A 12,896-nucleotide genomic window follows, 5' to 3' on the forward strand; every position below is an offset into this window, starting at 1 on the left:
ATGAGCGCGCACGAGATCCCGGACGTCCCCGTCTGGCGCACGGTGCTGGCGGAGCTGGCCAGCGACGATCGGATCACTCCTCTTCTCGAGGGATACCTGAGTCTCGCCGTCCCTCAGGGCGTCATGGGGGGGACCCTCTACATCGACGTGCCGAACGATCTGACGGCCGCCCAGATCAACAAGCGCATGCGCGAGCCGATCATGGAGGCGCTCGAGCGCATCGGCGCCGACGCCAAGTCGTTCCGCGTGTCGGTGAACCCCGAGCTCACCGAGGCGTCCTTCGACGCGCCCGCGCCGCCGGTCCCCGTGGAGGCTCCGCAGCGCCCTGTCGCATCGACGTCCGCGGCGGCGCCGCCGCAGAGCAGGTCGCGCGAGGACACCCGCCTCAACCCGAAGTACACCTTCGACAACTTCGTCATCGGCCAGTCGAACAGGTTCGCGCACGCCGCGGCCGTCGCCGTCGCCGAGGCACCGGCCAAGGCGTACAACCCGCTCTTCATCTACGGCGACTCGGGCCTGGGCAAGACGCACCTCCTCCACGCGATCGGCGACTACGCGCTCAACCTCTACCCGGGCGTCCGCGTGCGCTACGTCTCGAGCGAGGAGTTCACGAACGACTTCATCAACTCGATCGCGAACAACCGCGGCGCCGCCTTCAACGCGCGGTACCGCGAGGTCGACATCCTGTTGATCGACGACATCCAGTTCCTGCAGGGCAAGGCAGAGACGCAGGAGACGTTCTTCCACACCTTCAACACGCTGCACGACCACGACAAGCAGGTGGTCATCACGAGCGACGTCGCGCCCAAGCTCCTCACGGGCTTCGAGGACCGCATGCGCAGCCGCTTCGAATGGGGCCTCATCACGGATGTCCAGGCACCCGATCTCGAGACGCGCGTCGCGATCCTGCGGAAGAAGGGGCAGGCCGAGCGCCTCGACATCCCCGACGACGTGATCGAGTACATCGCCTCGAACGTCTCCACGAACATCCGCGAGCTCGAGGGCGCCCTCATCCGCGTCTCGGCGTTCGCGAGCCTCAACAGGTCGCCCGTCTCCCTCGAGCTCGCCCAGACCGTGCTGCGCGACATCGTCGACCAGTCCGAGGACACCGTCGTGTCGCCGAACGACATCATCAGCGTGACCGCCGGCTACTTCAAGCTCACCGCCGACGATCTGCACGGCTCGAGCCGCGCTCAGTCCGTCGCGCAGGCCCGTCAGATCGCCATGTACCTCTGCCGCGAGCGCACGAGCCTCTCGCTCCCCAAGATCGGGCAGCTCTTCGGAGGACGCGACCACACGACCGTGATGTACGCGTACCGCAAGATCAACGAGCTCATGAAGGAGAAGCGCTCGGTCTACAACCAGGTGCAGGAGATCACCACGCAGCTCGGGCGGCGCTGACCTGTCCTTCCCGCACGAGGGCTCGGAACCACGCGTTCCGGGCCCTCGCCGGCGTCTGCCGGACAATACGGCCTCGATCGGGACATGCGCTTTCCGTCACCTGTACGCCGCGTGACGTATGCCTGAACGCGCTCTTGACGCAGGGCGCGTCGACCCCCTATAACAAGTTCTCCCCATGTGAAAACTCCTGTGGATAACTGGGGAGACACGCCTCGGACGGTGTGGAGGACACGCCACGGATGTGTGGAACCGCCTGTGACAGCGGCTCGGCGGCCATCCGAGCCGTCCACGACGCGTCCGCAGCTCCTCCACAAGTCACACACATGTCGTTCCCTACTCCCGCCTCGCATCCACAGAGTTATCCACACTGTCCACAGCGGTTAACACGGTTAAGAGATCTCTTGTCTGAAAGGGCCTCCGATGACCTTCTCGACGGACGGTCGAACGCGGGGCACTAGCATGGGAGACCCGTGGGCCAAGAGCGCCCGTTGTTGTGATTCCGAGGGGAGCGACACGTGAAGTTCCACGTGAACCGCGACGTCTTCAGCGAGGCCGTCTCATTCGTCGTCAAGCTGCTGCCGCAGCGCAACCCTCAGCCGATCCTGGCGGGCGTGCTCATCGAGGCGAACGGCGACGGCAGCCTCGCCCTCTCGGCGTTCGACTACGAGGCGTCGGCGCGCACGACGATCGAGGCCACGGTCGACGAGCCGGGCACGATCCTCGTGCACGGCCGACTGCTCTCCGACATCGCGAGCCGCCTGCCGAACCAGCCGATCCAGATCTCGACCGAGGACGACGGAAACATCGCGCTGACGTGCGGCTCCGCGAGCTTCGCCCTCGCGTCGATGCCGGTTGAGGAATACCCCGCCATCCCGGAGGTCACGGGCGAGTCGGGCCTCGTTCCCGGCGACGACTTCGCGACCGCGATCTCGCAGGTCGCGTTCGCCGCGTCGCGCGATGACGTGACCCCCGTCCTCACCGGCGTGCAGCTCGAGGTCTCGGGCACGGGCCTGAGCCTCGTCGCCACGGACCGGTACCGCGTCGCGCTCCGCGACATCCCGTGGGACGGCAGCCAGCAGGAGGCGACGGCGCTCGTGCCGGCGCGCACGCTGCAGGAGGTCGGCAAGACCTTCTCCCACGGCGGCAACATCTCGATCGCGTTCTCCGGCTCGGGCGACCGCGAGATCATCGCCTTCACGGCCGGCAACAAGACGGTGACGTCGCTGCTCATCAAGGGCAACTTCCCGCCGGTCCGCCGTCTGTTCCCCGCGCAGACCGAGCACTACGCGGTGGTGAGCACCGCCGACCTCGCGGAGGCCGTGCGCCGCGTGTCGCTCGTGCTCGACCGCTCGGCGCCGCTGCGCTTCACGTTCTCGACCTCGCAGGTCACGATGGACGCCTCGGGCGGCGACCAGGCCCGCGCGTCCGAGTCGGTCGACGCGCACCTCACGGGCGGCGACGAGGTCACCCTCGGGCTCAACCCGCAGTACCTGCTCGAGGCGCTCGGCGCGGTGAAGAGCGAGTTCGTGCGGGTGACGTTCACGTCGAGCGACAACGCGAACAAGCTGAGCCCGATCCTCATCACGAGCCAGACGTCGGTCGACCAGGCGGGTCAGGACTCGTTCAAGTACCTGCTCCAGCCGAACCTGCTGCTGAGGTAGGACCCGGGCGCGGGCCGCGCGCCGCTGATCGGTCGTTGAGCGAGCGGAGCGAGACGAAACGTCGCGACACGACGTCCTGGATCGCCTCCGCGCATCCCGGAAGGAGGTCGAGGACATGATCGTCGAGCACCTCAGCCTCGTCGACTTCCGCAACTACGCAGAGGCCGAGCTCGCCCTGCAGCCGGGGCCGAACGTCCTCGTCGGGCGGAACGGCCAGGGCAAGACCAATCTCGCCGAGGCGATCGCGTATCTCGCGACGCTCGGCTCGCACCGGGTGTCGTCGGATGCCCCGCTCGTGCGCGAGGGGAAGGACGCGGCGTTCGTCCGCGCGCGCCTCGCGCACGGCGCCCGTCGCGTGACCCTCGAGCTCCAGATCAACAAGCAGGGGTCGAACCGCGCCCGCGTGAGCGGCTCTCCCGTGCGCACGTCCGAGCTGCCGCGCTACGCGCAGGCCGTGCTCTTCGCCCCCGAGGACCTGCAGATCGTGCGCGGCGACCCCTCGCAGCGTCGTCGTTTCGCCGACCAGCTGCTCATCCAGCGCACGCCGCGCATGGCCGGCGTCATCGCCGACTACGAGCGGACCCTGCGGCAGCGCACCGCGCTGCTGAAGTCCGCGCGGGCGCGCGGTCTCAAGGGCGCGCAGCTGTCGACGCTCGACGTGTGGGATGACAAGCTCGTGGCGCTGGGCTCGCAGCTCATCGACGCGCGCGTGCGCCTCGCGCAGGATCTCGCCGAGCCCGTCGCCGCGGCCTACGCGGGGGTGGCGGGCGAGGACCATCGCCCCGAGCTCAGCTGGGTGCTCTCCGTCCGCGGCGCGGATCCCGAGGAGGGGGATGAGCTGCCCGCCGGCGCGGACGAGGGCTCGACCGAGGAGCTCTTCCGGTCCGCGCTCGCGGCGCGCCGCGCGCAGGAGCTCGACCGCGGGCTGACCCTCGTCGGTCCGCATCGGGACGACCTCCTGCTCACGGTTCGCGGCCTCCCCGTGAAGGGCTACGCATCGCACGGCGAGTCGTGGTCGGTCGCGCTCGCCCTGCGCCTCGCGTCGGCCGAGCTGCTGCGCGCCGAGTCTCAGGGCGGCGACCCCATCCTCATCCTCGACGACGTGTTCGCCGAGCTCGATGCCGACCGCCGCCGGCGCCTGGCCGACGTGGTCGCCGACTTCGAGCAGGTGCTCGTCACCGCGGCCGTCGCCGCGGACGTGCCCGAGCCGCTGCGCGCGAACGCCGTGCGCATCGAGGCCGGAGCCGTCCTCGGGCCGCTCGCGGACCATCCGCTCTCTCCGGAGCCCTCGGATGGCTGAGCCCGAGGTCCCCGAGACGATCGCGACCTACCTGCGGCTGCGCGGGCTCGAGCCCAGCAAGAGGTATCGCAAGAAGCGGCGGATCGTCGACGACGACGATGAGAACGCGCCGTTCGCGCCGGGGCGCGACCCGAAGCCGCTGGGAGAGGCGCTCGACGTGCTCACCCGATCGAGCGGATGGGAGCCGCACCTCCAGCGCGAGGACCTCGCCCTGAACTGGGAGGAGATCGCCGGGCCCGACAACGCCGCGCACTCCCGGATCGAGACCTTCTCGAACGGCGTCGTCGTCGTGCGGTGCGACTCGACGCCGCGCAGCAAGCAGATGCATCTCATGCGCGCGCACTTCCTCACGCGGGTCGTGCAGCTGTACCCCGAGGCGGGCGTCACCGACATCCGCTTCTTCGGGCCCGACGTGCCCTCCTGGAATCACGGCATCAGGCGCGTTCCAGGGCGCGGCCCGCGCGATACCTACGGCTAGCACGGGTCGGATCGTAGGCTGCCTGTTTTTCTCGCGTGAGACGGGCGGTGACGGCCGCGGCCGAGCGCTCGGGACGATAGACTCGGAAGGCTGCCGATCACAGATGTGGAGCACTTCTTCCTATGACGAGCGAAACCCCTCAGAACGAGTCCGAGCCGATCGACGACGGTCGGGCAGACGAGAGGGGCGACGCCGCATCGGGCCCCCGCAAGGTGCAGAACGAGTACGGCGCCGATGCGATCCAGGTCCTCGAGGGCCTCGAGGCCGTGCGCAAGCGCCCGGGCATGTACATCGGGTCGACCGGTCCGCGCGGTCTTCACCATCTCGTCTACGAGATCGTCGACAACTCGGTCGATGAGGCGCTCGCGGGCTACTGCGACACGATCGTCGTGACGCTGCTCGCGGATGGCGGTGTGCGGGTCGTCGACAACGGGCGCGGCATCCCCGTCGCGATGCACAAGACCGAGGGCAAGTCGACGCTCGAGGTGGTCCTCACCGTGCTGCACGCGGGCGGCAAGTTCGGCGGCGGCGGCTACGCGGTCTCCGGCGGCCTGCACGGCGTCGGTTCGTCGGTCGTCAACGCGCTCTCGACCCGGCTCGACGCGGTGGTCAAGCGCGACGGCTACGTCTGGCGCCAGTCGTTCTCGGGCGGCGGCGTGCCGATCGCGCCGATCGAGCAGGGCGAGGCCACCGAGGAGACGGGCACGAGCATCACGTTCTGGCCCGACGCGGAGATCTTCGTCGAGGGCGTCGAGTTCGACTACGAGACGCTCCGCACCCGCTTCCAGCAGACGGCGTTCCTCAACAAGGGCCTGCGCATCGAGCTGTCGGACGAGCGCGAGTCGTCGGCGGAGGAGGTCGAGGCCGAGGACGGCTCGACCGAGATCGTCAAGCGCCACAACGTCTTCCACTACGAGCGCGGCCTCGTCGACTACGTCGAGTACCTGAACAAGGTGCGCAAGGCCGAGCGCGTGAACGAGGAGATCGTCGTGCTCGAGTCGGAGCAGGGCGATGGCCGGATGGCCGTCGAGATCGCCATGCAGTGGACGACGAGCTACACCGAGAACGTCTTCACGTACGCGAACATGATCAACACGCACGAGGGCGGCACCCACGAGGAGGGCTTCCGCGCGGCGCTCACCTCTCTCGTCAACCGGTACGCGCGTGCGAACAACATCATCAAGGAGAAGGACGACAACCTCACGGGCGACGACGTCCGCGAGGGGCTGACCGCCGTCATCTCCGTGAAGCTCTCCGAGCCGCAGTTCGAGGGCCAGACGAAGACGAAGCTCGGCAACACCGAGGCCAAGGCCTTCGTGCAGAAGGTCGTGAACGACCAGCTCGCCGACTGGTTCGAGCGGAATCCCGCGCAGGCGAAGAACATCATCCGCAAGGCGATCGACGCGGCGACGGCGCGGATGGCCGCGCGCAAGGCGCGCGAGACGGCGCGTCGCAAGAGCGTGTTCGAGTCGGCCGCGATGCCCGACAAGCTCAAGGACTGCACGTCGAAGGACCCGTCGATCAGCGAGATCTTCCTCGTCGAGGGAGACTCCGCAGGCGGCTCGGCCGTGGGCGGCCGCGACCCGCACACGCAGGCGATCCTCGCCCTGCGCGGCAAGATCCTCAACGTCGAGCGCGCGCGCATCGACAAGGCGCTGGGCAACAAGGAAGTCCAGGCGATGATCCAGGCGTTCGGCACGGGCATCGGGCCCGAGTTCGATATCGAGAAGGCGCGCTACCACAAGATCGTGCTGATGACGGATGCCGACGTCGACGGCCAGCACATCACGACGCTCCTGCTGACGCTGCTGTTCCGCTACATGCGCGGGCTCGTCGAGGCCGGCTTCGTGTACCTCGCGATGCCGCCGCTCTACCGCCTCAAGTGGTCGAACGCGCCGCACGAGTACGTCTACAGCGACCGCGAGCGCGACGCGCTCCTCAAGGAGGGCGCGGCCGCCGGCAAGCGCCTCCCGAAGGACGCGGGCATCCAGCGCTACAAGGGTCTCGGCGAGATGAACGACTCGGAGCTGTGGGACACGACGATGAACCCCGAGACGCGCACGCTGCGTCAGGTGACCATCGACGACGCCGCCGCGGCCGACGAGATCTTCTCGGTGCTCATGGGCGAGGACGTCGAGTCCCGCCGGAGCTTCATCCAGCGCAACGCGAAGGACGTGAGGTTCCTGGACATCTGACGACTCCGGCGAGCGAGACGCCACCCGGTCGTCGAGCGAGCGAAGCGAGTCGAGACGTCGCACGCCGACCTCACGAACTGATCCGAAACTGAGAGACCATGACTGACGAGAGCAACGACGAGCAGCGCCCCGACCTCACGGCGGCCCACAACCACGGCCGCATCGACCAGGTCGACCTGCAGTCGGAGATGCAGCGCAGCTACCTCGACTACGCGATGAGCGTGATCGTGGGGCGTGCCCTTCCGGATGTGCGCGACGGCCTCAAGCCCGTGCACCGCCGCGTCGTGTACGCGATGTACGACGGCGGCTACCGGCCCGACAAGAAGTTCTCGAAGTGCGCCCGCGTGGTCGGCGAGGTGATGGGTCAGTACCACCCGCACGGCGACACGGCGATCTACGACGCCCTCGTGCGCCTCGTGCAGCCCTGGTCGCTGCGGTACCCGCTGGCACAGGGACAGGGCAATTTCGGCTCGCCCGGAAACCAGGGCGCGGCCGCGCCCCGGTACACCGAGACGAAGATGGCCCCGCTCGCGCTCGAGATGGTGCGCGACATCGAGCAGGAGACCGTCGACTTCCAGGACAACTACGACGGCGAGACCCAGGAGCCGTCGGTCCTCCCGGCGCGCTTCCCGAACCTCCTCGTCAACGGCTCGGTCGGCATCGCTGTCGGCATGGCGACGAACATCCCCCCGCACAACCTGCGCGAGGTCGCCGACGGCGCCCTGTGGGCCCTCGAGAACCCCGACCTGCCGCGCGAGGAGCTGCTCGGCGGCCTCATGCAGCGCATCCCCGGCCCGGACTTCCCGACCGGTGCGCAGATCCTCGGCACGAAGGGCATCCACGAGGCGTACCGCACGGGGCGCGGGTCGATCACGATGCGCGCGGTCGTCGAGATCGAGGAGATCCAGGGCCGCACGTGCCTCGTGATCACCGAGCTCCCGTACCAGGTGAACCCCGACAACCTCGCCGTGAAGATCGGCGAGCTCGCCCGCGAGGGCAAGGTCACCGGGATCGCCGACATCCGCGACGAGACGTCGGGCCGCACGGGCCAGCGTCTCGTGATCGTGCTCAAGCGCGACGCGGTCGCGAAGGTCGTGCTGAACAACCTCTACAAGCACACCGAGCTGCAGACGAACTTCGGCGCGAACATGCTCGCGATCGTCGACGGCGTGCCGCGCACGCTCCCGCTCGACGGCTTCGTGCACTACTGGATCGCCCACCAGCTCGACGTCATCGTCCGCCGCACGGAGTTCCGCCTCCGCAAGGCCGAGGAGCGCATGCACATCCTGCGCGCGTACCTCAAGGCGCTCGACGCCCTCGACGAGGTGATCGCGCTCATCCGCCGCTCCCCGACGGTCGACGAGGCGCGCGAGGGCCTCAAGGCGCTCCTCGAGATCGACGACATCCAGGCCGACGCCATCCTGCAGATGCAGCTGCGCCGCCTGGCCGCCCTCGAGCGCCAGAAGATCATCGACGAGGCCACCGAGCTCGAGGCGCAGATCGAGGACTACAAGGCGATCATCGCCGACGAGGGCCGTCAGCGCGTGATCATCCGCGAGGAGCTCACCGAGATCGTCGACCGCTTCGGCGACGAGCGCCGCACCCACATCCTCCACGGTTTCGACGGCGACGTGTCGATCGAGGACCTCATCGCCGAGGAGGAGATGGTCGTCACGATCACGCGCGAGGGCTACATCAAGCGCACGCGCAGCGACAACTACCGCTCCCAGCGCCGCGGCGGCAAGGGCGTGAAGGGCGCGCAGCTGCGCGCCGACGACGTCGTGGAGCACTTCTTCGTCACGACGACCCACCACTGGCTCCTCTTCTTCACGACGAAGGGCCGTGTCTACCGGACCAAGACCTACGAGGTTCCCGAGGCCGGCCGCGACGCGAAGGGCCTGCACGTGGCGAACCTCCTCGCGCTGCAGCCCGACGAGCAGATCGCCCAGGTGATCGAGCTGAAGTCGTACGACGACGCCGAGTACCTCGTGCTCGCGACGCGCTCGGGCCTCGTGAAGAAGACGCGGCTCACGGAGTACGACTCGAACCGCCAGGGCGGCATCATCGCGATCAACCTGCGCGACGGCGACGAGCTCGTCAGCGCGCTCACGGTGAACGCGGACGACGACATCCTCCTCATCAGCCACCACGGCATGTCGCTGCGGTTCTCGGCGACCGACGACGCGCTGCGTCCGATGGGCCGCTCGACGAGCGGCGTGAAGGGCATGTCGTTCCGCGAGGGCGACGACCTGCTGTCGGCATCGGTGGCGGCGCCCGGCTCGTACGTGTTCGTCGTGACCGACGGCGGCTACGCCAAGCGCACCGCGATCGAGGAGTACCGGGTCCAGGGCCGCGGCGGTCTCGGCATCAAGGTCGCCAAGCTCAACGACGACCGCGGCGTGCTGGCCGGCGGCCTCATCGTCCAGGAGGATGACGAGGTTCTCGTGGTTCTCGAAAAGGGCAAGGTGGTACGCTCTGCCGTGGCCGAGGTACCTGCGAAGGGCCGCGACACGATGGGTGTCGTCTTCGCGCGGCCCGACAAGAACGACCGCATCCTCGCGATCGCCCGAAACACCGAACGCGGGCTGAGCGACGAGAGCGGGGAAGACGCCGACGAGGCGGCCCCGGGATCCGAGACCCCCGAAGGAACCACTGACGCATGAGCACAGTAGCGGACAAGCTCGCCAAGAAGCAGGCGCACAAGACCAGCGCGAAGCAGGTGCGTCTGCGCCTGGTGTACGTCGACTTCTGGTCGGCCGTGAAGCTGTCCTTCCTCGCCGCGGTGGCGCTCGCCGTCGTGACGATCGTGACGTTCTTCCTCATCTACATGGTCGTGCAGACGACGGGCCTCATCGCCCAGGCCGATGAGCTCATGGCGGCGTTCTCCGACGGCGAGCTGACGCTGTCCGCGTTCGTCGGGCTGCCGCAGGTGATGGCGTTCGCCGCGGTGGTGGCCATCCTCAACCTCATCGTGGTGACCGTGCTGGGCGCGGTCGTGGCGGGGATCTACAACCTCGCCGTGAAGATCACGGGCGGTCTGCTCGTGGGCTTCACCTCGAACTGACCCGCCTCACGCGGGAAGGGCCGGGCATCCTCGGATGCCCGGCCCTTTCGCGTTCGCCTCAGGCGACCACGCGTCCCGCTTCGAGGCGGATGACCCGGTCGGCCGCCGCGATCGACGTCTCGTCGTGCGTGACGCAGGCGACCGCCGCTCCGCGGGCGGCCTCCTCGCGCAGGATGGCGCGGGTGCGGTCGCGGCTGCGCGAGTCGAGCCCGGCGGCGGGCTCGTCGAGGAGCAGGATGGCCGGGCGACGCACGATGCCCTGCGCGAGCAGGGCGCGCTGACGCTGCCCTCCCGAGAGGCTGGAGAGAGGGCGCTCCTCGAGCCCCGTGAGCTCGACGCGCGCGATCGCGTCGGCGACCGCTCGCCGGCCATCCGCTCGGCGACGGCGGGCCCCGCGCGCCCAGGTGCCCATCGCGACCGTCTCGCGCACCGTCACGGGCAGGGTGTCGGGTGCCTCGGGGCGCTGCACCACGAGGGCGACGTCGCCGTCTCGAGAGACACGACCTGACCGCGGCATGCGGACGCCGGCGAGGAGCTCGACGAGGGTCGACTTCCCCGAGCCGTTGGCGCCCGCGATCGCCGTCACCTCGCCGAAGGCGAGATGCATGGAGACGTCGTGCACGGCATCCTCCGCGCCGTAGGCGAAGCACAGCGAATGGGCGAGCAGGGCGGGGCGGTGGGAGCGCATCCCGCCCACTATAGCAATTGATAATCGTTCTCATTTTGGGTTAGGCTCGACCACCGTGTCCTCCTGGCTCCTCGATCCCCTCAGCACGGCGTTCGTCCTGCGCGCCCTGACCGGCGGCGTGCTCGTCGCCCTCATCTGCGGCATCGTCGGCACCTGGGTGGTCATCCGCGGGATGGCCTTCCTCGGCGAGGCCATCGGGCACGGCATGCTCCCCGGCGTCGCGATCGCGACCGTGCTGGGGCTGCCGGTCCTCATCGGAGGCGCGGTGAGCGCCGTCGCGATGAGCGCGGCCATCGGAGCGCTGCAGCGGCGGGGGCGGCTGTCGTACGACACGAGCATCGGCCTGCTCTTCGTCGGGATGCTCTCCCTCGGCGTGATCATCGTGTCGCACTCGCGCACCTTCGCCACGGATGCCACCGCCATGCTCTTCGGCGACATCCTCGCGGTCGACCTCGGCGACATCGCGCTCCTCGCCGGCGCGCTCGTCGTCACCGTCGCGGTCGCCGCCCTGTTCCATCGCGCGTTCGTCGCGTCGGCGTTCGACCGTCGCATCGCGCACACCCTCGGCCTGCGCCCCCGTCGTGCGCAGCTCGCGCTGGTTGGGCTCGTGACGCTCGCGGTCGTCTCGTCGTATCAGGCCGTCGGGTCGCTGCTCGTCGTGGGGCTCCTGCTCGCACCCGCGGTCGCCGCGCGGCCCTGGACGACGAGGATCCCCGTCACGATGGCGCTCGCGGGCGCGATCGGCGCGCTCTCGGTGCTCGTGGGCCTCCTCGTGTCGTGGAACGCGGGCACCGCGGCCGGCGCCTCGATCGCGGGCAGCGCCATCCTCCTCGCGGCGCTGTCGGGCGTCGTCCGATCGAGCATCGACCGCATGCGCCGCCGCACGGCGACCCATGGCGCGCAGACCCCGGATGGGCCGACGCACGCCTCCGCGACCGCGCGCCCGCGCGAACCGCACATCGCCCGAACGGCGGCGATCCGATGACCCGGAAGGAACCCATGACCCGAAACCTGCCCCGCCTCCGACTCTCGATCGCCCTGGGTGCGGGAGCTCTGCTCCTCGCCGGATGCGCCGGAGCCGCGCCCGCGGCCGAGCCGCCGACGAGCTCGTCACCGGCAGGCGACGGACACGGATCGGTGGCCGGGGCCGCTCAGGTCGACGAGCCGCCTCTTCAGCTCGTCTCGATCGACGAGGAGGGGGCCGTCGGGGTGCTCGACCTGCTCGACGGAACGACCGTCGAGCTCGGCGAGATCGGCGCTCCGACCGCGGTCGCGACGGATGGCCGCTACGTCTTCGCGACGACCGAGGCCGGGGTCGAGATCGTCGACAGCGGCACGTGGACCTGGGATCACGTCGACCACTTCCACTACTACCGCGCGGACCCGCGCCTCGTCGGCACGCTCGAGGGGTCGGGCACCGCCGCGGTCTCGACGGGACCGCTCGCGACGGCCGGAGCGACGGGCATCGTCCTCGGCGCAGACGCCGTGCTGCTCGACAACAAGGCGCTCTCGAACGGCGAGATCGTCGAGACGCTGCGTCTCGACGCCGGTTCCGCCGACGGCGTCATCGCGCCGCTCGGTGCGGGCGCGCTCGTGAGCGAGGCCGACGCGAACGGTCGCGTGCAGAGCCTCCGCTTCGTCACTGCAGAGGGCGACCAGGCGGAGGCCGAGACGCCGTGCGTCGACGCCGAGGGCACGATCACGACGCGCGTCGGGCTCGTCGTCGGCTGCGCCGACGGCGCCGTGCTCGCGACGGTCGACCGCGGCGAGCCCGTCTTCGAGCGCATCCCGTACCCCGAGGGGACGACCGCCGAGCGCGCGACCGCGTTCGACGGCCGCAAGGGGCGCCCGACGGTCGCCGCTCTCGCGGGGGAGCGCGGGTTCTGGCTGCTCGACACCCGGGAGCGGGCGTGGCGGCTCATCGAGACGGAGGCACCGCTTCTGCGCGTCGCGGCGGTCGACGACGCGGATGGTCACGTCGTCGCACTCGATGCGGAGGGCCGCGTGCGCGTCTACCTCGCCGAGACCGGTGCGGAGATCGGGGCGTCCGAGCCGCTCCTGCCGCAGACGCTGGCGGACGCCGACGCGCTCGCGGGCGTCTCGCTCACG

At 69.6% G+C, this 12,896-nt stretch carries 10 protein-coding genes; 8 read left to right on the forward strand and 2 right to left on the reverse strand.

All coding sequences use genetic code 11. The features are described 5' to 3' along the window. The 7 genes from dnaA to GC092_RS00035 all read left to right on the forward strand — a co-directional run bounded on the left by dnaA (position 1) and on the right by GC092_RS00035 (position 10,099). On the forward strand, positions 1 to 1,401 hold the full coding sequence (gene dnaA, locus GC092_RS00005; RefSeq protein WP_282978359.1) for a chromosomal replication initiator protein DnaA: 1,401 nt from the start codon (positions 1 to 3) through the stop codon (positions 1,399 to 1,401). 515 nt (positions 1,402 to 1,916) lie between these two features. Next, positions 1,917 to 3,062, forward strand: a complete 1,146-nt coding sequence (dnaN, locus tag GC092_RS00010; protein ID WP_271172527.1) for a DNA polymerase III subunit beta — start codon at positions 1,917 to 1,919, stop codon at positions 3,060 to 3,062. Positions 3,063 to 3,177: 115 nt separating this feature from the next. Further along, the gene (recF, locus tag GC092_RS00015; protein WP_282978357.1) at positions 3,178 to 4,362 is read left to right on the forward strand and encodes a DNA replication/repair protein RecF; all 1,185 of its coding nucleotides are present in this window, start codon (positions 3,178 to 3,180) and stop codon (positions 4,360 to 4,362) included. Beyond that, positions 4,355 to 4,840, forward strand: coding sequence for a DciA family protein (locus tag GC092_RS00020; RefSeq protein WP_271172525.1), 486 nt, complete (start codon positions 4,355 to 4,357; stop codon positions 4,838 to 4,840). Before recF ends, GC092_RS00020 begins: the two co-directional genes overlap by 8 nt. A 122-nt stretch (positions 4,841 to 4,962) precedes the next feature. After that, positions 4,963 to 7,035: a DNA topoisomerase (ATP-hydrolyzing) subunit B gene (gene gyrB / locus GC092_RS00025; protein ID WP_282978355.1), complete on the forward strand. Its 2,073-nt coding sequence runs from the start codon at positions 4,963 to 4,965 to the stop codon at positions 7,033 to 7,035. Between the two features lie 98 nt (positions 7,036 to 7,133). Then, positions 7,134 to 9,698, forward strand: a complete 2,565-nt coding sequence (gene gyrA / locus GC092_RS00030; RefSeq protein WP_271172523.1) for a DNA gyrase subunit A — start codon at positions 7,134 to 7,136, stop codon at positions 9,696 to 9,698. Beyond that, a complete protein-coding gene (locus tag GC092_RS00035) occupies positions 9,695 to 10,099 on the forward strand; it encodes a DUF3566 domain-containing protein (protein WP_271172522.1) in 405 nt (134 codons plus the stop codon). The genes gyrA and GC092_RS00035 overlap by 4 nt, the downstream gene beginning before the upstream one ends. Positions 10,100 to 10,157: 58 nt before the next feature. Here GC092_RS00035 and aztA read toward each other — a convergent pair whose 3' ends face one another. Next, positions 10,158 to 10,787, reverse strand: a complete 630-nt coding sequence (gene aztA, locus GC092_RS00040) for a zinc ABC transporter ATP-binding protein AztA (RefSeq protein ID WP_324013312.1) — start codon at positions 10,785 to 10,787, stop codon at positions 10,158 to 10,160. A gap of 55 nt (positions 10,788 to 10,842) precedes the next feature. Here aztA and aztB point away from each other — a divergent pair, with 55 nt between their 5' ends. Beyond that, entirely contained in the window at positions 10,843 to 11,772 is a 930-nt protein-coding gene (aztB, locus tag GC092_RS00045; RefSeq protein ID WP_324013313.1) for a zinc ABC transporter permease AztB, read from the forward strand. Positions 11,773 to 11,897: 125 nt separating this feature from the next. Here the strand turns inward: aztB and GC092_RS00050 are convergent, their stop codons facing one another. After that, positions 11,898 to 12,764 (reverse strand): hypothetical protein, encoded by an 867-nt coding sequence (locus GC092_RS00050; RefSeq protein ID WP_324013315.1) that lies wholly within the window; start codon positions 12,762 to 12,764, stop codon positions 11,898 to 11,900. Positions 12,765 to 12,896: the final 132 nt, after the last annotated feature.

Source organism: Microbacterium sp. JZ37 (assembly GCF_035188445.1).
GTDB lineage: Bacteria > Actinomycetota > Actinomycetes > Actinomycetales > Microbacteriaceae > Microbacterium > Microbacterium barkeri.